This is a genomic window from Nostoc sp. UHCC 0870, from assembly GCF_022063185.1.
In the GTDB taxonomy this organism is placed as follows: domain Bacteria; phylum Cyanobacteriota; class Cyanobacteriia; order Cyanobacteriales; family Nostocaceae; genus Trichormus.
In genome coordinates, this window is record NZ_CP091913.1 from 3297248 (window position 1) to 3323655 (window position 26408).

Consider the following 26408-nt stretch of genomic DNA (forward strand, 5'->3'; position numbering starts at 1 on the left):
CAATAAATAAGTAATTTCACAGTCAAAATCCACGGTTGTTGATGTAGCGAGATTAACCAATGAAAACTTCTTTCTTTTTCCAGGCAACACTCACAACAGTAGCTGGTACTCTGTCTGCTCTAGCTATATCGACAAGTGCTAACGCTGCTACTTTTGTTGATACTGAGTTATCTTTACTTGTTGATGTATCTGGTAGTATAAGCACCAGTGAATTCAACTTGCAAAAACAAGGCTATGTAGATGCTTTTAATAATGCTGATCTTTTCAACAACTTTATCTCAAAGGGAGACATCGGCAAGATTGCTGTTAACTTAATCTATTGGTCTGGTACTACTCAGCAGCAACAGTCTGTAGGCTGGACACTAATTGATAGTGTGGAAGCGTCCCAAAATTTTGCCAATGCAATTAGTGCGACAACTCGTCCCTTCAGTGGAAGTACGGTCATTGGCTCTGCCATCAATTTTGCTACCCCCCTTATCTTTAATAATGATTTTGACAGCACACGCCAAGTAATTGACGTGTCTGGTGACGGTACAAGCAACGCAGCTAGTACAGCAGCTGCCCGCGATGCTGCTTTAGCAGCTGGCGTTGATGCCATCAACGGTCTAGTCATTGGTAACAGCACATCTCTATTCAACTTTTATGACGATAACGTCAAGGGCGGTGCTGGTGCTTTTGTTTTACAAGCCAATACATTCGCAGATTTTGCTAGCACAGTTGAACAGAAACTCAAGAGAGAAATTATTAGTACACCTCCTATTACCTCTGTTCCCGAACCTGCAACTCTCATTGGCTTACTGGGTCTAGGTGCTTTCGGCGTAACCACCAAACTCAAGCGTCATCAAAAACAGGCAGTTAAGTGCTAACAAGAGAAATTTGACTTGAAACTGTACGTTGATCACTGTCGTGTTTAAGAATCAGCAACACGGCAGTTTTTATTTTTGCCTAACACTACTGAAATTAGCTTGACGTTCTGATGTTGTAAGTCCTAAGAATCAATTTATGGTCAACTGCCCCACCCACAAGGGTATGGGGCTTGTAACTGACCGAGAGAATCGGTCGAAACATCTGGCATATTGACTGATGCCTGCTCCTCTGTCCCTTGGGTAGAGGAGAGAATATAGTCATCCCTGATATTCTTCGCAGCATTGAGATCCGCGTGTGTCCGATGTCCACAATTTTTGCAATGGAATCTAGACTTGTGGCGGTTTGTCCGTCGAATGTGCTTACAAATATTGCACTTCTGAGACGTGTAACGAGGATCTTGGTGAACTACTCGTTTACCCAATGCTTCTGCTTTGTAACTCAGGAATTGCTCTTGTTGGTAAAAAGCCCAACTACCCAACCATTTATTCATTTTCTTGCCTCGGCGCTGTGTGCGAATGCTGGACAAGTCCTCTAGTACAAAAACTGCTACTCCTGGTTGGTTGGCTAACTTTTTACTGACACAATGATTCGTATCCTTCATGAACCGCTTCTCACGTCCAGACATCGCTTTTAAGCGATGTCTGGCACTACGAGTGCCTTTTTGTTGGAGTTGACGACGATTGTATAAGTAACGTCTTTGTACTTTTCTAATCTTAGAAGAACTGAAGAATTGACCGTCACTTGTAACAGCTTGGTGATATAAGCCTCTGTCAATTCCTTGAATCTGTCCTTCTATTTGTTGCGGATCTTCTGTCTCAAAAACCAATCTCACCCAGAATTGCTTGGTGTTTTTGGTATAAGTTACAGTTGCTCCACAAAAATCCCAAGTTTCAAAAACTTCTCTGAAATATTCAGGCACATCAAGAATTAAAGTAACTCGTTTACCAATACAACTAAGAGTTAGTTGCTTCCCTCTTAGTGTCATTGTGCGCTTATCGTACCTTAATCCTGATGTTGGCTTTTTCTTGGGGATACCTTTAAATTTTGTGGCTTTGATGGACTCAAGCGCATTATCTCGAACTGTTTGCAACAAAGCAGAAGGCACACTTGGAAACTGAACCCTTAACAGGTGATACAGTTCCTTGTGTGCCTTGTTTTTGTTATAGGTGCTGTTAGCAATAGCCCAGTCAACGTGTGCGTTAAATATCTCTGCACACTGATTCATTAGAGGTAAAAACCTTTCTGATGGTAATTCAACTGGGATGCTAACAGTACGTTTCATGTGGATTCTACTGGCTTGTAGTAAGCAATAATTACAGCTTCGTAAAGAGAGTTTTCTTGTTGATATACTTCAGTATCAACCAACTCCCAATCAGGAATTTCTGAATTTAATGAGCAAGTTTTTTGATGATGCTCCTTGATGAATTTCAGGCTATGTTCTGGCGAGTTCATCATTGGCATAGTTGGTAAGATATTCTCGTCTGAGAACCCTGGCAAGGCTTGTAAAATGCAAAGAGTTCTAGGTTTATTTTCTGTGTAGAAATCTTTTAAAAACTGGTTCATATTTAATCCACCTTGTTTGTGCAGTACCAGCGACCTTTGCGTTGAAAGACTTTGAATTTTTGCCCGTACAAATGCCAAGCGCATTCTCTTTGTGCTGCTTGCCAACTTTTTGCATTTAATGAAATTACAGTTTCTTCCGGTTGTTCCTCCGGGTCTTCTAAATATTCGGATCTGAATATACTGCCTTTTGCATCTGCTGCAACTCTCCGCCCATCCGAAAGTTGCCAAATATAGTAGATACCACCACCTATTAACGCTGTTCCGACTAAAATAAAATACACCCTACTCCCGCAGTCCCAGCACACAAAGCCACAGGGGCTAAAATTGCTGGGTTGGCTTGTGAGGGTTTAACACTGGCCGAAAGACAGAAAGACGCAAGAGCAACGCTTACTGTTATCTGCTGTAGAATTTTCATGTTGACCTACCAACACTAGGTTGACCAAGCCCAGGATGTTAACGGCATCGCTGGGCATTTTTGTGTAAGATTACTATATCACACTTTTTATATGTTTTATTGATATACACTAAAAATATGAAAATACTGTCAAGCTCACACGCTAAACATTGTCTGGGATACCACATCATTTTTTGTCCCAAGTACCGCCATCAAATCCTTGAAGGTGCAGTGGAAGTAGAATTAAAGCGCATCATCGGGGAAACCTGTAAAACCTATGGATGGATACTTCACGCATTGGAAATAATGCCTGACCACGTTCATGTATTCGTACAGGCAGATCACACCACCGCACCAGTAGAAATCGCTAAAACCATGAAATCAATTTCTGCTGTGCATATATTTAATACATTCAAAGACCTTAAAAAACGTCGCTTTTGGGGATCTGGAATGTGGAGTGATGGCACGTTTTACTCGTCTGTTGGCGGAGTCTCAGAAGAAGCAGTGAAGCGGTACATTGAGACTCAGAAACAGAGGGGTGACTCACTTACCCGTTCGCGTAGCGTTCCGAAGGAAAAGGATAATGCAACCTAGGAGGGGGCATCGTAGCTTGCTTCCCGCAGGGTACCCCCTCCTAGGTTGCCGCGCTTACATCCCCGCCCACAAGGGGATGGGGTTTTACGCGCGATCAATAAAAAGTTGGGTCATTCACTTTCTTCGGGTGGGAAGAAATTCGCCAAACTACTTTTTAAGGAATTACTAACGGAACTCTGTCCCCCTCCGGTGTTACAGTGAAAGATGACATTGCATAATCTTATGTCTTCTAAGACCCATTCTGAAATATAGCTTCAATCATTAGGCGCAGCATGGTCACCACCGCAGAAAAAACAAACATCGGTTACATTACCCAAATCATTGGTCCAGTTGTAGACGTTAAATTCCCTGCCGGAAAATTACCGCAAATCTACAACGCTTTGACCATCAAAGGCACTAACGAAGCTGGACAAAACATCAACCTAACCGTCGAAGTACAGCAACTTTTAGGCGACAACCAAGTTCGCGGCGTTGCTATGAGTTCTACTGATGGTTTAGTGCGTGGTTTGGAAGTTGTTGATACAGGCGCGCCCATCAGCGTACCAGTCGGTAAAGCTACCCTCGGTCGGATTTTCAACGTCCTCGGCGAACCCGTAGACAACAGAGGCCCCGTCAACAACGAGGAAACCTTACCCATCCACCGTGCAGCACCTAAACTCACTGAGCTAGAAACTAAGCCTTCCGTTTTCGAGACAGGAATTAAAGTTGTTGATCTGCTAACCCCCTATCGTCGTGGCGGTAAAATTGGTCTGTTCGGCGGTGCAGGTGTTGGCAAAACCGTGATCATGATGGAGTTGATCAACAACATCGCTACCCAACACGGTGGCGTGTCTGTATTTGCTGGCGTGGGAGAGCGTACCCGTGAAGGAAACGACCTCTACAACGAAATGATTGAATCTGGGGTAATCAACAACGAGAACCTCAACGAATCTAAAATTGCCCTAGTTTACGGTCAAATGAATGAACCACCCGGAGCAAGAATGCGGGTTGGTTTGTCTGGTTTGACAATGGCAGAATATTTCCGTGATGTGAACAAACAAGACGTACTACTGTTTGTTGACAACATTTTCCGCTTCGTACAAGCTGGTTCTGAAGTATCCGCACTATTGGGTCGGATGCCTTCTGCTGTGGGATATCAGCCAACCTTGGGTACTGACGTAGGTCAACTGCAAGAACGGATTACCTCCACCACCGAAGGTTCTATTACCTCCATTCAAGCTGTATACGTACCTGCGGATGACTTAACTGACCCCGCACCTGCAACTACCTTTGCTCACTTAGATGGTACAACCGTGCTATCTCGTGGTTTAGCATCTAAAGGTATTTATCCAGCAGTTGATCCTCTGGGTTCTACTTCCACCATGTTGCAGCCCAACATTGTTGGTGATGAACATTACAACACTGCGCGTGCTGTACAAGCGACTCTGCAACGCTACAAAGAATTGCAAGACATCATCGCCATCTTGGGTCTAGATGAATTGTCTGAAGATGACCGACTCATCGTAGCACGGGCGCGGAAAGTTGAGCGTTTCTTGTCTCAGCCCTTCTTCGTCGCGGAAGTATTCACAGGTTCGCCTGGTAAATACGTGAAGTTGGAAGACACCATCAAAGGATTCCAGAAGATTCTGTCTGGTGAATTGGATGAGCTGCCAGAACAAGCATTTTACTTGGTAGGCGATATCAACGAAGCGATCGCTAAAGCCGAAAAAATGAAAGGCTAAAAATTAGTGCTGAGTAATGAGTAATAAGTAATGAGTAATGAGTAATAAGTAATGAGTAATGAGTAATAAGTAATGAGTAAACTCTCTTTTTAACTCAGCACTCAGCACTCAGCACTCAGCACTCAGCACTGATAACTGATAACTGATAACTGACAACTGAAAACATGACCCTAACTGTCCGTGTAATTTCCCCAGATAAAACAGTGTGGGATGCAGAAGCTGATGAAGTGATTTTACCCAGCACTACCGGTCAGCTAGGTATCCTCAGTGGACACGCGCCACTATTAACTGCACTAGATACAGGTGTACTGCGAGTACGCGCTAACAAAAACCAACCTTGGCAAGCGATCGCACTTTTAGGTGGTTTTGCCGAAGTTGAAGAAAATGAAGTAACCATTCTGGTGAATGGTGCTGAACGCGGCGACAAGATTAACCTAGAAGAAGCTCGTACTGGTTATAGCCAAGCTCAAGCCAAATTGAGTCAAGTACCAGCAGGCGATCGCCAAGCTCAAATCCAAGCCAACCAAGCCTTCAAACGCGCCCGCGCTCGCTTTCAAGCTGCTGGTGGTTCGGTGTAGGATCGTCAAGATTGGGAATTGGCAATCAGTCCTTCAATATTGTAGGGTGAGTAGAGTTACTCACCCTATATTTTTGGGGTCATCAACTAATACGAGGAAAACTACTGTAATGGAAGAGTAATTATAAACTCTGTACCTTCTCCTAGAGACGAATTACAGTCTATAGAACCGCCGTGTTTTTCCACAATGATTTGATGAGCGATCGCCAATCCTAATCCTGTACCTTTACCAACACCTTTAGTAGTAAATAAATGGTCGAAAATTCGTTTTTTGACTGCTTCACTCATGCCCCTACCATTATCTTTAATGGTAATTGTTAAGTGCTGATTTTCTATCGCTGTGGTAATTATAATCAGATTTGGTTTTTTCTGTATTTCTGTATAGGTTCGTCCTATACTAGCTTCTTCTAAAGCATCAATTGCATTTGCTAATATGTTCATAAACACCTGATTTAATTGCCCAGGAAAGCATTCTATAGGAGGTAAATTACCATATTTAGTTACTACTTCAATGGCTGGATGTTGTTCGTTAGCTTTAAGGCGATGTTTAAGAATTAGGATAGTGCTATCAATACCATTATGAATATTAAAAGGTACTTTATAATCTTTATCTGCACGAGAAAAAGTTCTTAAACTATTACTGATATTTTTAATCCGATTAATTCCTTCCCGCATTGAACCAATAACTTTCGGTAAGTCTTCACGGATATATTCTAAATCGATGTTTGCAATTTCTTCTTGGATAACTGTACTAAGATTTGGATATTCTTCGTGATATAAGTTGAGTAAACCGAATATATCTTTAATATAATCTAGGGCAGGTTGAACATTGCCTGCTAGGAACGCAATGGGATTATTAATTTCATGGGCAACACCTGCAACTAAATTACCCAAAGCAGACATTTTTTCGCTTTGTACTAGTTTGATTTGGGTTTGTTGCAGTTCATTTAAGGCTTGCTGTGTCTGCTGATAAAGTTGAGCATTGGCTAGAGAAATTGCTGCTTGAGTGCATAGCAGGTTGAGGATTTCAATCCGTTCCTTTGTAAATACTCCTGTTAGCAAATTATTTTCTAAATACAAAATGCTAATGAGTTTACCTTGATTGACAATCGGCATACAAAGCATACTCTTGGGTAAATGTTTCACTATATAGCTATCTGCTTCCCAAGTGGTTGTTTTACTAATATCATCAACAATAATTGGTTGTAGTGTGCGTTTGACTGTATAAACAATTTTGGTAGGAACATCATGGCTGATATCCAGAGGCGTTGAGGTTAATTCTATGGTTTTTCCTGTTGCTAAATCTTCAAGATTACTCACAGCTACAACTATACAATGAGTTTCCTCTGGTAAAATCAGCGCGATTTTTTGTGCGCCGGAATTTTGCAACAAAACCTGCATCAAAGCAGTAATTAGTTTGTCTAAATGAATTTCACTAGATAAGACTTGAGAAGCTTTGAGAATAGCAGCAAAATCGAGGGTAAAAAACACAGTAGAACTACTAGATGAATCTAATAAATGACTACTGTAGTTAGTAATGGTAGTATCTACAATGGTTTCTAACGTATCGAGGTTAAGTTGTCGCTGTTGTAGAATTGGTTGTAGTAGTCGGGGATAATGTTTTTCTAAGTCATCGGTTTTGGCTTTAGCTCCCCAACGAGCATAGCAGTAATAGGCTTCTTGCAGATATATTTGGGCGACTTTTTCTTTATCCCAGTTGAGGTAAAACTTGGCTGCAAGTTCATTAGCCAATGCTTCATCTTGGAGAAAGGCGTTTGCTTTGGCTCTAGATATGGCAAGATCATAGAGAGCGATCGCCTCGATTTTATCACCCAAGATGGCATATCGTTCTGCCTCCACCAATTCCCAACGGTGTTGATGATTATATTTACAAACATCTGCCCAACTTTGCATCTTCGCTTGATTAGCTGCAACTCGTGTGAGTATCTGTTGTTGTTCTTCTTGATTTGCTTCTTTATAGAGTGACAAATGAATTAAAGAATCATAGAAGACATACACAGGAATGCTAAATTGGCTGATACCACCATCTAAATACTGCTCTACCAACCTTGACTGCTGGGCAGCTTGTCGGTAATAACCAAATAAGTACCAAAGAATAGTTTGATAGAAGTGCCAATGAAATAATCCTGTTATGTCTTGATTAGCCTGATGTACAGGTAGCTTTTGTTCTGCATGATAAATGTTGCCAGTTAAGCGTTCAGGAAATTGGTTTTCTCCCAATAAGTTCTCTACAGCTTGATAGGCAATTTCTAAATAATGCAGTGTAGTTTCTTGCCGCAGGGAACGGATACTTTGGGCATAAGCTGACATCTCAGTTGCTAGTCCAGTTAACTCTCGACCAGCAAAATAGGCATAGTGACAGTAAGCTTGGGCATTGAGTGCCGTACTTTCTATATCTCCGGTTTCTAGTCCACTGTGGTAGCCTGTAAGTAAGTGTGGTAATTGTTCATGTAGTGTTTCTTTCCAGTGAAATATAAAGCTGTAGACAATAAAGTAGGTTCTACATTGGAGAGTTTTAGATTCTAACTTTTGCAGCAGATTTAATGCTAGTTGTCCAAATTCATAGCCAGCTTCTAAACTTTCCATCTGACTGGACAAGATGACACCATAATCAGCATAACCATACACAGAAACAGCACAGTTACCATAAAGAATAGAAAATTCTACCTGCTTAAATATCAGCAAAAACATTAAGGCAGGTGTTGTTAGATAGGCAGAGGAAACCATATTAGTCATGATGGTCATACTTGCTAGGTAATGAGCATCAATCATCGAGGGTGAATTGAGTAAATTCAGAGGTGAATTTCCCCGCCATAAACGCATAGTGACTTCCCCGGCTCTGGTAATATCTGCGGGAGTTGGCTGGGGAGGAAATTCAATACCTAATAGTTGCAATACCTGCAAGCCAATACGAAGGGTAGTTAATGGATGTCCTTGGGATTTGGCCGCCATCATCCTCGTGACATAGACTGGAATGCTATCCAGTAATGTCTGAGTGTGTTGCAACACGATGGTAGCCCATTGCTCCATTTGCTTAAAGTCTGTATTGAGATAAGTGGCTTCAGTCACCTCAATATGCAGGGACAGGGTGAGGTTGTAGTGACTTTCCCAAGCATCATGGGGTAGTAAAGCAATACCTGTAGCGAAATACTCAACGGCTGCTGCATAGGCGGTGGCAGATTTAGCCTTGCGTCCCGCTATGAGATTTAACTGAGTCAGTTCTTCTAACTCTGACGGTTGCGTAATTAAAGTTCTGGCTGCGTTCAAATGGGTAACAATTTCAAACAATCGCTCTTCCCGTTCAGCATCTGAGGAATTGCATAACAATAATGTCCCTATTTTGTAATGGGTGAGTTGCTTTTGGTCATCTGGAATCAGTAAATAGGCGGCTTGTTGCACGCGATCGTGTAAGAATTTGTAAACAATATGATGAGAAGTATCTTGAGTTGGTATGTGTTCTGTTCCCACATAAAATTTATAAACTTCACTTTGGGGCAGAATCAAACCTTCGTGTAACCCATTCCACAGACAAGCTGCCGTTTCCATTGGCGACTGTTGAGCTGCGATCGCTAATGTGTTTAAATCAAATTGATTGCCGATACAAGCGGCTAACTTTAACACCTGTTGAGTTGATTCTGGTAGCCTCAACAATTGGAAGACCATAAATTTGACAACATCATCTGTCAATGCTTGCTGATTGATTTTGGCAATATCACATTGCCAACAGCATTCTTCAACGTTGAATATAATCAATCCATCTTGGTGTAATGCTTTGAGAAACTGGATGGCAAAGAATGGATTACCTTGAGTTTTTTGACTTACCAATTGTGAAAGTGGAAAGGCTAATTTTTCTTCACAACCCAATGTATCTGATACTAATTGATTTACTTTTAATTGGCTCAGAGGTTGTAAAGTAATTGAGTTCATAATTGCACCAGTTTTTTTAATATCGGCTAAAGTTGATATTAGTGGATGGACAGGAGATACTTCATTGTCTCTATACGCGCCAATTAATAATAAATATCCCGTATGTAATTCACCCATTAATAATTTGATTAATTTTAAAGATGTTAAATCTGCCCATTGCAAATCATCTAAAAAAATCACTAAAGGATGTTCTTTTATCGTAAAAATTTGAATAAAATTTTGTAATAGTAAATTAAATCTGTTCTGGGCAGCATCTCCTGTTACTTCTGGAGATGCTGGTTGTTGACCAATTATTTGTTCTAATTCAGGGATTACATCAATTATTACCTGGCTATTGTTTCCTAATGCTGCCAGAATTTTTAGTTTCCATTGTTGCAGTTGCCCTTCGCTTTCGGTTAATAACTGTATGATTAAATCCCTTAAGGATTCGACAAAGGCAGACAAAGGAATATTGCGATTAAATTGATCAAATTTACCTTTGATAAAATATCCCCGTTGGCGAATAATTGGTTTATGAACTTCATTCACTACTGAAGTTTTACCAATACCGGAAAATCCTGCAACTAGCATCATTTCACTATGAGGTGTGTGAGCATCAGTCACAGGGTTTTGTTCGCTGTTCCCTGCAACTCTCTCAAAGGCTTCTAGGAGTTGTTGGACAATGGTTTCTCTGCCGTATAACTTTTCGGGAATCATGAAGCGATCGCAAATATCATTCTTGCCAATCTCAAAGTCTATAATTTTACTTGTTGCTGTTAACTGAGTTAGACATTTTTCTAAATCATGGTTTAATCCCAAAGCACTTTGATAGCGTTCTTCAGCATTTTTCGCCATCAACTTCATCACAATATTACTCAATACTGGGGGAATTTCTTCACTCGTGTCTTCTAAAAGAGGTGGTTTTTTGGCAATGTGACAATGTACCAAGTCCATTGGTTCATTTGATTGGAAGGGTAACTGTCCTGTCAGTAATTCAAAAAATGTTACTCCCAGAGAATAGAAATCACTACGATAATCAATTCCCCGGTTCATACGTCCGGTTTGTTCAGGAGATATATAGGCCAGAGTTCCTTCTAAAATATTAGGACTAATAATACATTGGGTTTCTCTGGGTAATAGAGAAGCAATACTAAAATCAGTAAGTTTAATCTGTTTTGTTTGAGGATGAATCAGGATATTAGCGGGTTTAATGTCTTTATGAATAACGTGGTGATGATAAAGGTAATGGAGAATGCTGCATATTTGGAGGGCTATTTCTAGAAACTCCTTTAATTCCAATTTATTGGTTTTCAGATATTCCTTCAAGGAAATACCGCCAAAATCTTCCATTACTAATACATAGCTATTGCGATATGCTTCTAAACATAACGGACGCACAATACCTGGATGTTCTAGCTTTTGAGCAATGATGTACTGGTTACGAAATTGTAAAAGTTCAATAGAAGTTGGGTATTCTTGCCGCAGTAGCTTAATTACAACAGGTTTTGCATCTAAAACTCGTATACCTTGATAAACCTCTGTTTTCGTACCACGATAGAGCAATTGGCTCATCTGATAGCCAAAAATAGAAGGAGTTCCATCGCAGGTTGTTATCATGCTTCTTTTCCCAAACTGAAATCTTCTCTGGAGTTTGATTCAGATTAATCTGTACTCATCTAATATTGTTCCCAAACCAGCTGTTTTAGTTACTGTTGCTCAAATAAACATTACTTGAAAAATTAATACCCAATCAAAAATAAATAATCGGCAGTGATAAATACACCACTGCCGATGCAGATTTTTAACATCAATTAGGTAATTGTTATGGCTGTCAATCAAAATTTCCTAGCCGATAGGGGTTGTTCTAGGTAGCCATAGACTAGACGAGAAACTTGATTGATAAAACTCTTTGCTCTTGCATCACGAAAAGGCCTAGCCACCATAATACCTGCTAGGTAACGTTTGCCTGAAGGTGTTTGCACAATTCCCACATCTCCTAGCACTCTTCCTAGTGTGCCTGTTTTATGGGCAATCACTGCACCTTTACCCAACCCAACTGGTAATAAACTTCTATTTTTGCATTGCACCATAATGTCCATAACTTTGGTGTTACTGCTGCTACTCAGTAACTTATTATTAGAAATTAACGCTGCCACGCGTACCAAATCTTTGGCACTAGTTGTGTTAGTACCCTTAAAATCGCCTAGCAGATTGCGAATCACAGTATTTTGCAGTCCCCAACTACGAAACCTCTGATTCAATCTATTTTTGCCACCCAATCTATCAATCACCATATTAGTAGCAGTATTGTCACTGATAGTCATCATTCTGGTTGCAGTTTCCAAAAGACTAAACTTAGTCCCTGGTTTTCTATACTGCATATTTCCTGAACCACCAGTCATCAAGTCACGTCGCATTACCACTGTTTCATTTAGCTTGACTCTACCAGCATCAACTTCTTGGAATAATGCAACTAAAATGGGGAATTTAATCGTGCTAGCCGCAGGAAATATTTTCTCTCCATTGATGTCTAAATATTCTCCTGTCTCCATATCCAAGAAAAACATTCCCGGTGAGAGGGAACGGTAACGAGCCATCAATTTTTTGATTTCAGTATCAAGCTGAGAGATTTCTTTATTTAAAGGAATAACACCTGCAAAATTGGAATTATTACTGATAGGAATAAAAACTTTTTCTTCACTGGCAGTAGATATGAGAGTATCACTCTTCTCAATTGCCGACAGGTTGAGAATCCAGTTTGAGCCGGCCTCCCCTTTAACTACTAACTTGTCTGGAGAAGCCGTATAACCTTGCGCTAACTCAACTACGATTCTGGTAGTGTTATCGTCAACTTTGCCAACCCGAATTTCTTTTACTTGTGACCCAAAATTTTTGCGGATTGTATCACTTTTGAGGCTTGTTTGAGGGAGGTCAATGACAATTCTTGTCGGGTTATTAATTAAAAAAGCCCTCGGTTTAACTTCAGAATCAGTGGTGATGCTCAGTTGATTTTTAGCTGGGTTGAAGTTCCATGATTGCAGTCTAGCTGCATTGACTGGAGACGATAAAAGAACTGCGCCAAGTAAGCTGAGTAAGACAAGAGGTGATTTCATGTGTGTGAGTTGTGAGGAAGCAATAGAGCGTATGTGCCAGATTTTCTCAGGTTTGTTTAGGTTTTCCGGAAGAAGATCCAACAAGGGTGTACTTTTATGTATTTGCTGACATCGAGACGTTGGTCAAATAAAATAGTTCCAATGCGAAATCAACAAATCAGAGCGATATTTTTTAACAGCATGACAATACACCTGGAAACAGGTCTTGCCAAACTTAACAGATTTTATTAAGATTACAACAAATTGTGATCCCATAGTTGCCAAGTTGCTCTTTTTTTGGGGAATGAAGATAGAAGATAGAGTTTTTATTGGTTGGTTCAGGTGCAAGAACCCCACCCCCAACCCCCTCCCCGCAAGCGAGGAGGGGGCTATGATATAATTAATGCGATTAGTAGTAAATTTTGTATGTTTTTTATAATTTTGAAGGGTTTAAATTGACTTGTTTTATTGATCAGAAATATAAAATATTTTATATCGATATGTAAGGAGCGATACGCAAGGTAATATCAAAAAAAATATTTTTTAAAATAGGTAAAATTTATTAAATTTGGGTTAATTGACTTGATTTACCACTATAGTCATTAATCAGCAAAATGCTTATGTTTTTAATTGAAAAAAATTGCAGGACTCTTTAAGCTTTGAGAGCGAATTTCCAGAGCATAACTGCAATTATGGTGCATGGAAGGCGATCGCATCTCAATACGGTTAGGTTAAATATATCAGTAACAATATTTACAGTCATTGCGAGCAAAGCGATCGCAATGACCTTAACAAAAGCTTATTGGTAGCTAAAGTCCTCTGACAATGAGTAAGTATATCATGTGGTTTTCTTGGACAAATTATACTTAACCTCAATCTCAAAATTACTCTCCGCCGAGCCTTCTGTCAAAAATGGAATGCCAGTTTTACCACCCAACTTGATGCCAAACTTAACTGTTACCTCCTCAGCTTCAGGTAAATTCTTAAATGCACCAACAGCTAACTTGGCATAATCACGAATTTTGTCTTGAAAATCTTTAATATTCAGCGTGGGTAGACCATCACGGTATCCAGGCTCTTCCTCTTCTATTAATTCCGGGGCTGTCTTGGATTCTAGATAGATAGTGTATTCTTGATCATCATCTTTGATAATCAAACTTTGTATTTCTGACATTTAAGAGCCTCAGTTAGTTTTTTAGTTATTATTCTAGTAATATTACGTAAAAACATCTGCCAAATAAATATGGCTCGATATGCGCTGGTAATTGGCATTGCCAAGTATGAGAACTTCACTAACCTACCAAAAGCCGTCAACGATGCAGCACAAATCGCACAGCTACTAAGTCAACATGGTCGGTTTGATGTTGAGCCATTACCAGGGAAGTTAATCGAGAGTGATAATAGTTGGCAAGTCACACCTGATAAAAAGTTAGCGGGTAAAGACCTCGGACAAGCATTGAGAGTATTTTTGCTAGAAAAAGCCAAAGGTGCAGAAGCATTAATTTATTTTGCTGGACATGGCTTTGAAGCAACTAGCCTGACAGGAGAACCGAAAGGATATTTGGCGACATCTGATTGTAGTAAAGATGGACAAAATGCGATCGCCTTTGATGATTTCAACACCCTGATTAGTAAATCCCAACTTAGCAGCCTTGTGGTACTGTTGGATTGCTGTTATGCCGGGTCTTTACTAGAGAGAAGCTTTATCAAGTCTAGTTTTCCGGTATTCAACAGTAAACAAGACTATTGTTTAATTACCGCCTCCCGTGCGTTTGAAAGAGCGAGGGAAGATGCTGAAGGTGGAATATTTACCCAGGCGGTGTTAGCCGGGTTAGCTAACTCAGAAGCGGATGAGGCTACCGGAGAAATCAACGCCAATGATTTGATGAGCTTTATAACACGCAAACTCAAGGGAAGCGGCCAAGAAGCAATTTATATGGGTGGCGGTAGGTCAATTCCTTTGGTTTGGTATCCGCCGAGAAATCCGGTAGCAGTTGGGGTGGTGAGTGAAGAATGTCCCTACCGAGGTTTAGAAGCTTTTGATAAACAACACGCCAAATTCTTTTTTGGTCGTCAAAAAGTTGTTAACTACATCCAACAAAAACTAGCTCAAGCGAATTTTGTCCCTATTATTGGCGCGTCGGGAAGTGGTAAATCTTCGGTGGTGCGGGCGGGTTTGATTCCAGTGTTAGAAAAAAATGGTTGGCGAGTCTTAGAACCAATTATGCCCGGAGTTGAACCATTAGCAGAGTTAAAACGAGCCTTTACCCAGTTGTTTGAACGCACGCAAATTAGAGAAATTTCGGCTTTGATTGACACAGCAGGTTTATCTTCGGTAATTTCTCGGCTGACTGGTTCTGAGCGTTGGTTGTTGGTGGTAGACCAATTTGAAGAAATTTTTACCCTTGGTTGTAAGGAAGAAGAGAGACAGCGATTTATTGAGTTGTTAACTCAAGTTGCTGAAGGGCGGTTAGCAATCGTCACCACCATGCGAGCTGATTTTCTAGAATACTGTTTAAGCTATGAGTCGCTGACACAAATAATTCAGGAACAGGCTGTGTATATGCCGCCATTACTGGGTGCAGAATTAGAAGAAGCGATCGCATCTCCAGCTATGTTACAAGGTTATCAATTAGAAAGGGGATTACTGGGAGCGATTCAGCAAGAAGTATTAGGACAAGAGAAAGGCTGCTTACCATTATTGCAGTTTGCCCTGACTGAACTTTGGGAACAGCGCGATCAAACAACTCACCAGTTGACAGTCACTAAGTTTAACGAACTAGGTGGAGTCATTGGGGCGTTGAATCGTCATGCAGAAAAGCTGTATGCAAGTTTCACAGAACTGCAACAAACTTGGGTAAAGCGGATTTTGTTGAAATTAGTGCGTACAGGTGCAGAAGACAAAGATACCCGCCAGCGACAAACGAAAAATGAATTGTTGAGTGTTGCTGGTGATAACTCAGATGAGCAGCCAGTCATAGAACAAGTTTTAGAAAAGCTGATCCAAGGACGCTTAATAGTAACTGACACTGAAGCTAGAGAAAAAGTTTGGATTGATTTAGCTCATGAAGCCTTAATAGAAGGTTGGCAGAGGTTGCGAGAATGGCGACAACAAGACCGAGACTTGCGACGGTTACATGATAAATTAGCCGATGCTTTGCGAGAGTGGTTGCACAAGGGAGAAGATGAACAATATCTCATGCCCAGAGGATTGTTAGCAGAGGTACGAGAAAATTGGGAACAGTTACAACCTGATTTATCATCGCAGGCTGAAAAGTTTTATCAGCGCAGCGTTGCTGATGAAAAAGAACGTAGTTCCGATCAGCAACTTGCTTTCAGAGTCCGCACTGAAGCCTCATTGCAAGAGAAAGTAGCAACTATCAAGAAAATACTTCCTGTCGAACCTCTCAAAGCTTTAGTTATAGCAATACAAGCAATAGGTGAGAATTTGGAGAAAATGCCAGAACAAATTCTCACTCCAGTTCAGAATAGCTTGCAACAAGTAATGGAGGTCTTAACTCCTTTCCGTGGTCATCAGGGTGGGGTCTGGTCTGTCGCCATAAGCCAGGATAGGCAGACAATTGTCAGTGTAGGTCAAGACAGTACAGTGCGCTTGTGGAATCCCCAAGGTCTGCCCTTAGCTGATCCTTTCCGTGGTCATCAGGGTGGGGTCTCGTCTGTCGCCATAAGCCAGGATGGGCAGACAATTGTCAGTGGAGGTCAAGACGGTACGGTGCGCTTGTGGAATCCCCAAGGTCTGCCCTTAGCTGATCCTTTCCGTGGTCATCAGGGTATGGTCTCGTCTGTCGCCATAAGCCAGGATGGGCAGACAATTGTCAGTGGAGGTCAAGACAGTACGGTGCGCTTGTGGAATATCCAAGGTCTGCCTTTGGCTGAACCCTTCCGTGGTCATGAGGATTGGGTCAGGTCTGTCGCTATGAGCCAGGATGGGCAGACAATTGTCAGTGGAGGTCAAGACGGTACGGTGCGCTTGTGGAATCCCCAAGGTCTGCCCTTAGCTGATCCTTTCCGTGGTCATCGGGGTATGGTCTTGTCTGTCGCTATGAGCCAGGATGGGCAGACAATTGTCAGTGGAGGTCAAGACGGTACGGTGCGCTTGTGGAATCCCCAAGGTCTGCCCTTAGCTAATCCTGTCCGTGATCATAAGAGTTGGGTCTCGTCTGTCGCTATGAGCCAGGATGGGCAGACGATTGTCAGTGGTGGTCGTGTCAGTGGTGGTCTTGCCGGCACGGTGCGCTTGTGGAATTCCCAAGGTCTGCCCTTGGCTGAACCTTTCCGTGATCATGAGAGTTGGGTCTCGTCTGTCGCCATGAGCCAGGATGGGCAGACGATTGTCATTTTAGGTCAAGACGGCACGGTGCGTTTGTGGAATCTTGCCAGTGGGGGTGAAGACGGTAAAATGCAGTTGTGGAATCTTGTCAGTGGGAGTGATGACGGCACGGTGCGGTTGGGGAAGAGTGACTGGTGCGAGTGTTTACAAGTTTGCTGCGATCGCTTGCGTGATCATCCCATCTTCACAAATCCGCAAACTGAAGAAGCAAAAGCCGCTTGCGAAGTCTGCCGTAAATATGTTTGGAGTCAAGAAGCAGATAAAACCAGCAAGTAAGGGATTGTTTGAAGCGTGATTGACTGTTATTCTCAGCAATTATTGATCCCTTCTTCAAAAGGCTACAGTTGACACACAAATTTTGGTTTCATGTACCGTCCCGCCTCAGAATAAATTTCGAGTCTCATAGCGCAACTCCTCTAAAGAGGACTCAACGAGAATATTTCTGCCAGTCTACTTCAGTAGACTTTCCCTATTAGCCTGGAACTTTAGTTCTAGGCGGGATACAATTTCAACATAAAAAATCATGGTGTGTGAAAAGCGATCGCCCAGTGTAGCGTTAGTCCGCGTTATCTTCTATTTGAGTTTCTTGCTCATATTTTGCGATCGCTTCTTCAATGATTTTGGTTGGGAATTACCTGAATCAGTCAAGTTTGGAAGACTGCATTATATAGGATATGCGTGTCAATCAGGTAGCTCATTCCCATTGCTGAAGTTCCTCTTCTGGTAATGGCTCAAAAAAAGCATCGCTGAGTTTTCCAGTTAATATTCCTGGGGTTCGCGCCGGGGAAGCTTCTCGATCTAAACCTAAGCGAAAGTAGTGAATCAGATCATAAATTTCTGCGAGTTTTTCTTCGGGTATTCCTTGCAGTTCTTGGACAATTTTCTGAATCAGCATAAGTCAAACCCTCGGTATTTTGTGGTTAATTGGGTTTACGCTTCGTTTATTATGGCTCATCTTGGGAATATGGCAGAAAAGCACTCAACATTTGGCTATAAAAACAGGAAGTTTTGAGCTTGAAACGACTGGATCAACAATAATGGTGAGTAAAGAGCGATCGCTGTCATAATGACTAACCTAGCTAAGATGCGATCGCCTGCATTTCCCTGATTTGATACACCAAAACAGCTTTGAATGGTAGATTATTGATGATGACTTATTGAATAAATATATCAAAATTATAGAGCCAGAATTATTATGAAATTTCTACACCGTCCTGATCTATATGGCTGGTCTCATTTCAACCCGGCGAGAAATATTGATTTCAATGGGATTGCCTGGATTCGTCCCGGTGGTAACATCTTGATTGATCCTGTGGCTCTATCTAATCATGATTGGAATCACTTGGAATCCTTGGGTGGTGTGGATTGGATTATCATCACCAACTCAGACCATATTCGGTCAGCCAAGGAAATCGCTGATCAAACCTACGCGAAGATAGCCGCGCCTATGGGAGAAAAAGAGTCTTTTCCCTTAATGTGCGATCGCTGGTTAGCTGATGGTGATGAGTTTGTCCCAGGACTAAAGGTGCTGGAAATGCAAGGTTCTAAAACTCCGGGAGAGTTGGTACTGTTACTAGAAGAAACTACATTGATTACTGGGGATTTGGTGCGAGCCTACAAAGCTGGTAGTTTAGGTATATTACCCTATGACAAGCTGTTGAATAAAGCCGAGGCTGTAGCTTCAGTTCGCAGATTAGCAGCCTTGGAGAAGGTGGAAACTGTATTAGTCGGTGATGGTTGGTCAGTGTTTCGAGATGGACGCGATCGCTTAAAGGAACTAGTGGCGACTTTGGGATAAGCTCTGTGATAGATTGAGATTTTAGATAGCTGAAAAGACTGCAATGACCTCTCAAATAACTTACCCTCACATAGAAAAGCCAGAGAGTCAGCCTGCTTACTTACAAAGACTTCCTCGTATCCGAGTCGCTCAAATTGTCATGGATTATTTGGCGTATGGGTGGTCAGTTGAGGAGATATGCTGTCAACATCCTTACTTACACCCGGCTGAAGCCTACGCAGCAATGGGGTATTATTTTGATCATCAAGAGGAGATAGACAGCGAAATTAGTGCTGAATGGGAACAAGCACAGCAATCTAAAGTTCAGGCTACAGCCTCTCCTTTTGTTGTGCGAATAAATCTCAAAAAGCAATTATTCAGGTAAAACTCAATTTGTTGCTATTTGGGCTTCTTGATAAATTATCTCTTGGAATTGAATCACGTCTTTTTGCGGGTCAGAGATGCTAACTTTCACACATACCTGTTCTCCCAGGTTGACTGAACGCTTGAAGACCATTGGTAACTGTAAACCCAAATCTTCTATCAGGATGAGTGCTAAATTGCTGTCTTCCCGCAGCCACATTAAGACTGTGATTGGCCAAACTTGCTCTGGATGACGGCGTAAATACTCTAATGCCCAGTATCTATTGGTTTGCCGTTCTACCATTGTCACCTCTTGGGTGGTGCTGGTGACGGTCATCATTACTTCTTTGAGTTGTTCGGCACTAAAGGGGAGAACTTCCCCCCGCAGGTGGGCTTTGAGTTGAAAGTGAGTCAGCAAATCACTATAACGACGAATGGGAGAAGTTGCTTGAGTGTAAGTATTCAAACCTAAGCCAGCGTGACGCACAGGAGTAATACTCATTTCACTCTTGGGCATACAACGCCGCATAGCACAGGAGCGGACAAATCCTGCCGGTAGTAGGAGTAATTCTTCTTCTGGGGGTAATTCTGGCTGTGGTTGACCGCGAAAAGGTAAGGGAATGTTGTGTTCTTGACCGTAACGGGCTGCAACTTCTCCAGCGAGAATCATCATTTCTGCTACTAAATGCCGCGATAGGGAATCATCTAAGATGTCGATACTAATATCGTCATCTTTCACTTTAATCATCGCCTCTGGCATATTAATGCTGATTGCACCTTGATTGTAACGCCAAACTTTCCGCTTCTTTGCCCAAGTGGCGATCGCGGCAATTTCTGGTTCTGCTTGTACTCCTAATTGCAACATCTCATCTACATCTTCGTAGGTGAGGCGGTAGGTAGGTTTAATCAAACTGGGATGAATGGTGTAATCTTCTACTCCACCATTGGCATCTAAAATAATCCCAAAGCTCAAAGCACAACAGACTTTTCCCTGTACCAAACTCATTGGCCCAGTTGCCAATACCTCTGGAAACATAGAAACCATGCCCGTAGGTAAATATACGGTACTACCACGCTTTCTCGCTTCTAGGTCTAAGTCATCTTCTGGTGCTAACCAACGGGTGGGATCGGCAATATGCACCCACAGTCTTTCTCTGCCATCTGGTAGTCGTTCCCAACTCAGTCCATCGTCAATTTCCGTGGTGCTTTCATCATCTATTGTGTAGACCTTCAGATGGATCAAATCAAGGCGATTTGTATCTAAGTCTGTTGGCAGATCATCTAAACGCTGTTGCGCCACTTCTAATACCTTGCTAGGAAACTGGACGGGAATTGCAGAACGACGCAGGAATAAATTCTCATTCGCACTCCACCACCCCAAATCTACCAATAATTGAAATGCTCCTTGGGGGGTTGCAGGTCGCCCCAGCATATTCATTGTTTCTAAAACTGGGGCTGGGGGGGGATAGGCACGGGCTAGGGAATCATAGTTGACTCCCACTCTGACAATATCCGCCAACAGTGCTGCGTACTTTTCTAAAGCTTCTAAACGTTGGCGGTCATGCCGTTGCCACTCGACGGCTTCACCTTGGAGTGCTTGTTCTACCCGGACTAAAAATTCCTGCTGTCCCCTAGCTTTGAGGCCTTCTACTTCTATTTGGTGTTTGCGTTCTGCTACTTGTGCCGTCGTTCTCGGCTCATAAGCATCACCTTTTTGCTTGAAATAGAGTTTGTCATCTGACAATAAGCAATGGGCTGCGTAACAAGGGGCTGATTCTGATTCAGAAAACAGCAGATTAGCCATTTGATCTGGCTTGACTGTTTCCCCATCTTCTACCAGCAACTCCCAAGCCACTTCCAAGCTAGAGGGGTCTAAATAAGGCTTGACCTCTTCTAAAAAGGCGGGAATTTCCGATGACTTGTAAGTTTTACCGTTAACTGTATATGTAATTTGTCTAGGCGCGAGGCTGTGGGATTGACCGCGTTCATCTACCACAAACCAACGGGTCTTTCCGTCTGGACGGTCTATCACGCCCAAACGGCGATCGCCTTGAACCCTAAATTCAACTAGCGTCCCCTTCTCCACAACTCTCGCTATTATTATTATTGGTTAACAAATAAATTTCCGATTTTGGCATTGAATAATTGCTACTAAACCCAAAATCTCATGATTTTAACTGTAGAACAAGATTTTATCACTGACTGAGATTTTAGATAGTGGACTCCGACAATCTCAAGCTACATATCACCATTTATCCAAAGAATAAGGTTTAAAACCCCACACCTTGTAGGTGACTGAATTAATTGCGAATTGCGAATTGCGAATTGCGAATTGCGAATTGCGAATTGATTTTATGTAGCTTTTCCCGCTCATCCAAAATCTAAAATTCTCGCCACTGACAAGTGTTTAGGCTTCCGCATTAATAAATGGCAATAAAGCCACAATCCGCGCCCGTTTAATCGCTAATGTCAATTGTCGCTGTTGTTGACAAGTCAATCCTGTGATTCGACGTGGCAATATCTTACCGCGCTCAGTTACAAACTTCCGCAATAAATCAACATCTTTGTAATCAATTGGTTCTCCAGGCTTAATTGGAGACAAACGCCGACGATAATAACTCATCTTTACTTGATTTCCTTGTGAACGGTATGTTTATTGCAGTGGGTGCAGAACTTAGCAAGTTCTAACCGGTTGGTAGTGTTACGACGGTTCTTAGTTGTTGTATACCGTGAAACACCAGGGGATCTTTTGTCTGGATTTGTCCGACACTCAGTGCATTCTAGTGTCACTATGATGCGGACACCTTTACTTTTAGCCATAATCTTACAAACAATAAAGCCTGAAGAGAATTAACACAAATAACTATCTTCTCACATTTCGGCGCAAAGTTCCAACTAATCGTTTAATTTTTAAGTCTAACGAATAGCCCCGACGCGACGAAACAATGAAAGTTCCAGCATAACGGTCGTGCAATGCTTGGCGCATCTGAGTATCAGATATCGCTGCACCACAGTCAATAGCTAGGGGAATCACTAGCAGTATAGCAGTGGGATTGGCACTAATATTGCCCAAGGCAACAGATACCAAAATTGCCCCAAAGCAAATTATAGCTTCTCTTTTAAATAGTGCTAGTAACTGGGGAATTCTGCCGACGACTTGTCCGTCTTCTACTTCTAGCACTTTTAAGTCAAACGCCCACCGCCCTAAACTTTGCCCTTTGTTGTTGAATACCACTAGCACCCGCAAAATCAGCCAACCAAAGATAAACACTAGAATTTGGATGAATTGAATACTCCCTTGATTACTTCCCAATAGAGAACTGACTAGCCAGACGACGAGAAAATCCAATCCCAAAGCCATACTGCGCCGATTAATCTCAGCTTTGGGATAGTGTTGTTGAGGAACTCGTTCGATAGTCATAAAAATAGGGATGAGGGACAAATCAAGTCAAAACTCAAAATTAATGTTTACTTGCTTGACTTACTACCTTGATTTTTAATCAGGGGAGTACGTCAAGCTTTGATAGAACCCATTTAGGATCTAATTTATCTCTAGGGGGATTTTTCTACCGTCCTAACCAAGTCTTGATAATATCTAGGAGACTAGAACCACCCCAAGCTAAGGCCATCAGAATAGAAGTAGTTAAAATTAGTCCCATTAAACACAGCACTAAACCCCCTAAACTGATTGCACCATCGTCTTCTAATAAGCCAAAACCAGTCACGAAAATACCCATTGCTGGTAAGGTGTTAGTGCCGGGGATGGGAATCATCATCGAAATAGCCATTATAGCGATCGCAATCCCAATGGTGACTCTCCCAGCTAAGGTAGTACAAATATAAGATAACCTCGGACGGGCGATCGCTTCAATTCTCCGCAACCAAGGAATACCCGCTTTCAAAAACCCCTGGACTGTTTCCAGTTTGATGGGATGATTCATCATTTTTGGCGGTAGCCAAGGGGTTTTAGCACCAATAATCATCTGTATAGCTAAAATAAAAATCAAAATACCAAAAGGAACTGAGTATCCTGGTGCTGGTATGGGTAAAGCTGACGGTAAAGACAATATAACCAATAGAAACCCAAAAATTCTTTCTCCAGCCAGCAGTAAAATATCTGCTAAATTTACATTTTGTGGTCTGGTTTCTTCAAAAAAATAACGTTGTAATTCGTTGGAGAGTTTAGCCATAAATTCTGTAATCTTTCGGTGTCTACCTAATTTGGAGATACTTAAAAAGTAGCTTCTATACCCTTTGGGATTTAGACTCTTTGGTTCTCAAAGGGTATAAATAATGTGCATACCATATCTTAGCGGCGATAATTTATTCAACAGGATTAATCTTGTTAAGATTACATCAACTTACTGACTTAGATCATGGGTGTTAGGTTACGGGTGCAACATGGGAAGATATTGGAAAGTTCTGAGACTATTTTGGGCAACTGCGATCGCCGCAGAGTTAGAATATCGAGTTAACTTCTTAATCGCTACCCTCAGTAGCTTAGGCAATTTGGGCGGCAGTTTGTTTGGGCTATTCTTGTTTTATCGCACTGGCTATACTTTTACTGGCTGGTCATGGGATGCTGCTTTGATAGTTCTCGGAATCTTCACTTTGCTGCAAGGCTTTTCTGCTAGCTTTCTTGCAGCTAACCTCAATCGCATCGTCCGTCATGTCCAAGAAGGAACTTTAGACTTTATATTACTTAAACCTATTCGCAGTCAGTTCTGGCTTTCCACCTATACACTATCCCCTTGGGGAGTTCCAGACTTAATTTTTGGCGGAATCACTATTGGTTACGCAGGTCAACGCCTAGGTTTGAGATTAGAAAACTATCTCCTCAGTTTACTACCCTTATTTTGCAGTTTGGTAATTCTCTATAGCCTCTGGTTTATGTTGGGTGCTACTAGTATTTGGTTTGTAAAAATCTACAACGTTACTGAGGTATTACGGGGTTTAGTAGAAGCTGGCAGATATCCAATGCTAGCCTACCCCGCGACTTACCGCTTTTTCTTCACCTTTATAGTTCCAGTAGCATTTTTAACCACAGTTCCAGCAGAAGTGATGTTAGGACGGGTGCAAATTCACTGGTTGATAGGTGCGGTATTTTTAGCCGCCGCTTTGTTTTGGATATCTACCAAGTTCTGGCGGTTTGCGTTACGCTTCTATACTAGTGCTTCAAGTTAAAAGCAAAGGTGATATTTTCAGCATCTTTGCTGAATTTTACAGAATTTTTATCCACAATAAAAAGCACCGTCTATCATTGGATAAGCTTTTCAAAAATTTCTTTTTAAAACTGGGGCGCTAGGATTCGAACCTAGGGATGGCGGGACCAAAACCCGCTGCCTTACCACTTGGCTACGCCCCAAAGATTTGACTTTATTAATATAGCAGATCGTACCGGGGTAATGTCAAGTACTTTAAAATTAAATTTCCCATTTCATGCCACTACATACTGAGTAATGAGTAAAACGACATAAAAAAACAGAGAAGAAAAACTCTTCCCTGTTCTTTTGATTTTGTTGATTGTCTTGCTTGTTAGCTTCTTTGAGCTTTTGGCGTAACATTTGCCTTTGTTTTTTGAGTTGTCTTTTTCTGGCAGAACCGCCTCTACCTTTATCGTTTCTCCCTTCACGACGGGGAGATTCCCATCTTTTGAGTCTCATCTGTTTTAGCTTGGGATTTAGTTAATTGACAGTGGGCAGGAGGAGAATCGAACTCCTATGACCGTAAGGTCGCCACATTTTGAGTGTGGTGCGTCTACCAATTTCGCCACCCGCCCTTGGGTGCAACTTCACTATTATAGTCACTTAATGAATTTAATGCAAGGAGTAAATCAGAAATTTTTACTAAATTGAGTAATGAGTAATGAGTAATGAGTAATGAGTAATGAGTAATGAGTAATGAGTAATGAGTGAGGATCAACTCAGACACAATTAATTATATTTTTTCCTGTCACCTATCACCAAAGTAGAGTCAATATCTTGTAACTGAGCAACGCCACTAAGGGACATTGCTACTTCTAGCTCATCTTGTAGTAGTGAGATAAGGTGTGATACACCTGCTTGTCCGGCTAGTGCTAGTCCCCACAAAACAGGTCTACCAATTAAGACGGCTTTAGCACCTATAGCTAAAGCTTTGAGAATATCTGTACCGCGACGGATACCGCCATCTAATAATACTTCCACCTGACCATCTACGGCTGTGACTATCTCAGCTAGGGCATCTAAAGAAGCGATCGCACCATCTAGTTGTCTGCCACCATGATTGGAAACTACAATGGCTTTAGCTCCATACTCTACAGCTCGCACTGCATCATCTTCTCGTAAAATGCCTTTCAGTACCAAAGGTAGCGGTGATAAAGATTGTAACCATTCCAAGTCACGCCAAGTTAAGGAGGGGTCTAGTTGTTGGGCAAAATAAGTAAACAAACCAGACTCCCCTTGCTCATAGGGAATATCCAAACCAGAGATATCAGCAAGATTAGCTAGATGTAACCCTGGGGGTAAAGCAAACTCGTTGCGTCGGTCTCGTTCTCGCTGTCCCAGTACGGGAGCATCGACGGTGAGACAGAGAGCTTTGTAACCTGCGGCGTAAGCTCTTTCTACTAAGGCGCGAGTTAAACCCCGGTCTTTGTGGATGTAAAGCTGAAACCATTGCAAAGCATGGGGAAATTTAGCCCCTATATCGGCGACTGCTTCTAAACTTTTAGTGGACATTGTACTTAATACCATCCCCACCCCAGCAGATGCAGCAGCCATTGCGGTAGCTAGTTCACCATCTGGATGAGCCAGACATTGAAAAGCCATCGGTGCAATTAACAGAGGAAATTCTAGAGACTGTCCTAAGATTGTGGTATTCAGGCTGATTTGGCTAACATCTACTAACATCCTCGGACGCAGTTTGACTCGCTCAAACGCAGCCTGATTATCTCTCAATGTGATTTCATCCCACGCGCCACTGCTGTAATAGTCAAATGCCATCTTTGACAGATGGGTTTTTGCTAACTGTTCATATTCAAATAAGTTGATGGGATTTGAGGCAGCTGTCAAGTCGCTTCGCTCCAATTCAAAATTCAAAATTCAAAATTCAAAAAAGGTCATGGTGGCGATTGAGAGTTAACCAGATTTATCTTAAATTGTTTTGTAGAGGTGCGATCGCCTGATCAAGAGATCGCAGCTACTC

General features: G+C 41.8%; 22 protein-coding genes and 2 tRNA genes. 8 read left to right on the top strand and 16 right to left on the bottom strand.

What is annotated here, in order from left to right:
• Positions 1 to 59 precede the first annotated feature (59 nt).
• Positions 60 to 866 (top strand): DUF1194 domain-containing protein, encoded by an 807-nt coding sequence (locus tag L6494_RS13895; RefSeq protein ID WP_237988312.1) that lies wholly within the window; start codon positions 60 to 62, stop codon positions 864 to 866.
• A 140-nt stretch (positions 867 to 1006) separates the two neighbouring features.
• Here L6494_RS13895 and L6494_RS13900 read toward each other — a convergent pair whose 3' ends face one another.
• The 3 genes from L6494_RS13900 to L6494_RS13910 are packed head-to-tail and all read right to left on the bottom strand — an operon-like array spanning position 1007 to position 2711.
• The gene (locus tag L6494_RS13900; protein WP_237988313.1) at positions 1007 to 2149 is read right to left on the bottom strand and encodes an RNA-guided endonuclease InsQ/TnpB family protein; all 1143 of its coding nucleotides are present in this window, start codon (positions 2147 to 2149) and stop codon (positions 1007 to 1009) included.
• A complete protein-coding gene (locus tag L6494_RS13905) occupies positions 2146 to 2430 on the bottom strand; it encodes a hypothetical protein (RefSeq protein ID WP_237988314.1) in 285 nt (94 codons plus the stop codon). Before L6494_RS13905 ends, L6494_RS13900 begins: the two co-directional genes overlap by 4 nt.
• 2 nt (positions 2431 to 2432) lie before the next feature.
• The gene (locus L6494_RS13910; protein ID WP_237988315.1) at positions 2433 to 2711 is read right to left on the bottom strand and encodes a hypothetical protein; all 279 of its coding nucleotides are present in this window, start codon (positions 2709 to 2711) and stop codon (positions 2433 to 2435) included.
• A gap of 251 nt (positions 2712 to 2962) precedes the next feature.
• On the opposite strand from L6494_RS13910, the gene tnpA reads away from it, so the two are divergent.
• The 3 genes from tnpA (at position 2963) to atpC (ending at position 5717) form a co-directional block, all read left to right on the top strand.
• On the top strand, positions 2963 to 3418 hold the full coding sequence (tnpA, locus tag L6494_RS13915) for an IS200/IS605 family transposase (RefSeq protein ID WP_237988316.1): 456 nt from the start codon (positions 2963 to 2965) through the stop codon (positions 3416 to 3418).
• 272 nt (positions 3419 to 3690) lie between these two features.
• A complete protein-coding gene (gene atpD, locus L6494_RS13920; RefSeq protein WP_237988317.1) occupies positions 3691 to 5139 on the top strand; it encodes a F0F1 ATP synthase subunit beta in 1449 nt (482 codons plus the stop codon).
• Between the two features lie 164 nt (positions 5140 to 5303).
• Entirely contained in the window at positions 5304 to 5717 is a 414-nt protein-coding gene (gene atpC / locus L6494_RS13925; protein WP_237988318.1) for an ATP synthase F1 subunit epsilon, read from the top strand.
• Between the two features lie 101 nt (positions 5718 to 5818).
• Here the strand turns inward: atpC and L6494_RS13930 are convergent, their stop codons facing one another.
• The 3 genes from L6494_RS13930 to L6494_RS13940 form a co-directional block, all read right to left on the bottom strand.
• Positions 5819 to 11260, bottom strand: a complete 5442-nt coding sequence (locus L6494_RS13930; RefSeq protein ID WP_237988319.1) for a trifunctional serine/threonine-protein kinase/ATP-binding protein/sensor histidine kinase — start codon at positions 11258 to 11260, stop codon at positions 5819 to 5821.
• 218 nt (positions 11261 to 11478) lie between these two features.
• A complete protein-coding gene (locus tag L6494_RS13935) occupies positions 11479 to 12756 on the bottom strand; it encodes a serine hydrolase (RefSeq protein ID WP_237988320.1) in 1278 nt (425 codons plus the stop codon).
• Between the two features lie 817 nt (positions 12757 to 13573).
• Complete coding sequence (locus tag L6494_RS13940) at positions 13574 to 13909, bottom strand: CU044_2847 family protein (RefSeq protein ID WP_237988321.1); 336 nt, start codon at positions 13907 to 13909, stop codon at positions 13574 to 13576.
• 69 nt (positions 13910 to 13978) lie between these two features.
• Here L6494_RS13940 and L6494_RS13945 point away from each other — a divergent pair, with 69 nt between their 5' ends.
• Positions 13979 to 17362: an nSTAND1 domain-containing NTPase gene (locus L6494_RS13945; RefSeq protein ID WP_237988322.1), complete on the top strand. Its 3384-nt coding sequence runs from the start codon at positions 13979 to 13981 to the stop codon at positions 17360 to 17362.
• A 418-nt stretch (positions 17363 to 17780) separates the two neighbouring features.
• Here the strand turns inward: L6494_RS13945 and L6494_RS13950 are convergent, their stop codons facing one another.
• Positions 17781 to 17981: a hypothetical protein gene (locus tag L6494_RS13950; RefSeq protein ID WP_237988323.1), complete on the bottom strand. Its 201-nt coding sequence runs from the start codon at positions 17979 to 17981 to the stop codon at positions 17781 to 17783.
• 300 nt (positions 17982 to 18281) lie between these two features.
• Between L6494_RS13950 and L6494_RS13955 the strand changes: the two genes are divergently transcribed.
• Positions 18282 to 18884 (top strand): MBL fold metallo-hydrolase, encoded by a 603-nt coding sequence (locus L6494_RS13955; protein ID WP_237988324.1) that lies wholly within the window; start codon positions 18282 to 18284, stop codon positions 18882 to 18884.
• A gap of 43 nt (positions 18885 to 18927) precedes the next feature.
• Positions 18928 to 19248: a DUF433 domain-containing protein gene (locus tag L6494_RS13960; RefSeq protein WP_237988325.1), complete on the top strand. Its 321-nt coding sequence runs from the start codon at positions 18928 to 18930 to the stop codon at positions 19246 to 19248.
• 3 nt (positions 19249 to 19251) lie between these two features.
• Here L6494_RS13960 and L6494_RS13965 read toward each other — a convergent pair whose 3' ends face one another.
• The 5 genes from L6494_RS13965 to L6494_RS13985 all read right to left on the bottom strand — a co-directional run bounded on the left by L6494_RS13965 (position 19252) and on the right by L6494_RS13985 (position 23416).
• Positions 19252 to 21312: a ribonuclease catalytic domain-containing protein gene (locus tag L6494_RS13965; protein ID WP_237988326.1), complete on the bottom strand. Its 2061-nt coding sequence runs from the start codon at positions 21310 to 21312 to the stop codon at positions 19252 to 19254.
• 321 nt (positions 21313 to 21633) lie between these two features.
• Positions 21634 to 21849, bottom strand: a complete 216-nt coding sequence (rpsR, locus tag L6494_RS13970) for a 30S ribosomal protein S18 (protein ID WP_237988327.1) — start codon at positions 21847 to 21849, stop codon at positions 21634 to 21636.
• 2 nt (positions 21850 to 21851) lie between these two features.
• Positions 21852 to 22046: a 50S ribosomal protein L33 gene (gene rpmG / locus L6494_RS13975; protein ID WP_190700638.1), complete on the bottom strand. Its 195-nt coding sequence runs from the start codon at positions 22044 to 22046 to the stop codon at positions 21852 to 21854.
• A gap of 43 nt (positions 22047 to 22089) precedes the next feature.
• Positions 22090 to 22647 (bottom strand): RDD family protein, encoded by a 558-nt coding sequence (locus tag L6494_RS13980; protein ID WP_237988328.1) that lies wholly within the window; start codon positions 22645 to 22647, stop codon positions 22090 to 22092.
• A 145-nt stretch (positions 22648 to 22792) separates the two neighbouring features.
• Entirely contained in the window at positions 22793 to 23416 is a 624-nt protein-coding gene (locus tag L6494_RS13985) for an exopolysaccharide biosynthesis protein (protein WP_237988329.1), read from the bottom strand.
• Positions 23417 to 23627: 211 nt separating this feature from the next.
• Between L6494_RS13985 and L6494_RS13990 the strand changes: the two genes are divergently transcribed.
• On the top strand, positions 23628 to 24410 hold the full coding sequence (locus L6494_RS13990) for an ABC transporter permease (RefSeq protein ID WP_237988330.1): 783 nt from the start codon (positions 23628 to 23630) through the stop codon (positions 24408 to 24410).
• Positions 24411 to 24519: 109 nt separating this feature from the next.
• Here the strand turns inward: L6494_RS13990 and L6494_RS13995 are convergent.
• From L6494_RS13995 to L6494_RS14010, 4 genes are all read right to left on the bottom strand, one after another.
• Positions 24520 to 24591 (bottom strand) — tRNA-Gln (locus L6494_RS13995).
• A gap of 58 nt (positions 24592 to 24649) precedes the next feature.
• The gene (locus tag L6494_RS14000; protein WP_237988331.1) at positions 24650 to 24889 is read right to left on the bottom strand and encodes a hypothetical protein; all 240 of its coding nucleotides are present in this window, start codon (positions 24887 to 24889) and stop codon (positions 24650 to 24652) included.
• Positions 24890 to 24921: 32 nt separating this feature from the next.
• A tRNA-Leu gene (locus tag L6494_RS14005) sits at positions 24922 to 25005 on the bottom strand.
• Between the two features lie 154 nt (positions 25006 to 25159).
• Entirely contained in the window at positions 25160 to 26275 is a 1116-nt protein-coding gene (locus tag L6494_RS14010) for an alpha-hydroxy acid oxidase (RefSeq protein WP_237988332.1), read from the bottom strand.
• Positions 26276 to 26408: the final 133 nt, after the last annotated feature.

Excerpts from the sequence above, each read along its gene's own strand:
- L6494_RS13895 (WP_237988312.1), top strand. The coding sequence starts at position 60 with ATGAAAACTTCTTTCTTTTTCCAGGCAACACTCACAACAGTAGCTGGT.
- L6494_RS13900 (WP_237988313.1), bottom strand. The coding sequence starts at position 2,149 with ATGAAACGTACTGTTAGCATCCCAGTTGAATTACCATCAGAAAGGTTT.
- L6494_RS13905 (WP_237988314.1), bottom strand. The coding sequence starts at position 2,430 with ATGAACCAGTTTTTAAAAGATTTCTACACAGAAAATAAACCTAGAACT.
- tnpA (WP_237988316.1), top strand. The coding sequence starts at position 2,963 with ATGAAAATACTGTCAAGCTCACACGCTAAACATTGTCTGGGATACCAC.
- atpD (WP_237988317.1), top strand. The coding sequence starts at position 3,691 with ATGGTCACCACCGCAGAAAAAACAAACATCGGTTACATTACCCAAATC.
- atpC (WP_237988318.1), top strand. The coding sequence starts at position 5,304 with ATGACCCTAACTGTCCGTGTAATTTCCCCAGATAAAACAGTGTGGGAT.
- L6494_RS13930 (WP_237988319.1), bottom strand. The coding sequence starts at position 11,260 with ATGATAACAACCTGCGATGGAACTCCTTCTATTTTTGGCTATCAGATG.
- L6494_RS13935 (WP_237988320.1), bottom strand. The coding sequence starts at position 12,756 with ATGAAATCACCTCTTGTCTTACTCAGCTTACTTGGCGCAGTTCTTTTA.
- L6494_RS13940 (WP_237988321.1), bottom strand. The coding sequence starts at position 13,909 with ATGTCAGAAATACAAAGTTTGATTATCAAAGATGATGATCAAGAATAC.
- L6494_RS13945 (WP_237988322.1), top strand. The coding sequence starts at position 13,979 with ATGGCTCGATATGCGCTGGTAATTGGCATTGCCAAGTATGAGAACTTC.
- L6494_RS13950 (WP_237988323.1), bottom strand. The coding sequence starts at position 17,981 with ATGCTGATTCAGAAAATTGTCCAAGAACTGCAAGGAATACCCGAAGAA.
- L6494_RS13955 (WP_237988324.1), top strand. The coding sequence starts at position 18,282 with ATGAAATTTCTACACCGTCCTGATCTATATGGCTGGTCTCATTTCAAC.
- L6494_RS13960 (WP_237988325.1), top strand. The coding sequence starts at position 18,928 with ATGACCTCTCAAATAACTTACCCTCACATAGAAAAGCCAGAGAGTCAG.
- rpsR (WP_237988327.1), bottom strand. The coding sequence starts at position 21,849 with ATGAGTTATTATCGTCGGCGTTTGTCTCCAATTAAGCCTGGAGAACCA.
- rpmG (WP_190700638.1), bottom strand. The coding sequence starts at position 22,046 with ATGGCTAAAAGTAAAGGTGTCCGCATCATAGTGACACTAGAATGCACT.
- L6494_RS13980 (WP_237988328.1), bottom strand. The coding sequence starts at position 22,647 with ATGACTATCGAACGAGTTCCTCAACAACACTATCCCAAAGCTGAGATT.
- L6494_RS13985 (WP_237988329.1), bottom strand. The coding sequence starts at position 23,416 with ATGGCTAAACTCTCCAACGAATTACAACGTTATTTTTTTGAAGAAACC.
- L6494_RS13990 (WP_237988330.1), top strand. The coding sequence starts at position 23,628 with ATGGGAAGATATTGGAAAGTTCTGAGACTATTTTGGGCAACTGCGATC.
- L6494_RS14000 (WP_237988331.1), bottom strand. The coding sequence starts at position 24,889 with ATGAGACTCAAAAGATGGGAATCTCCCCGTCGTGAAGGGAGAAACGAT.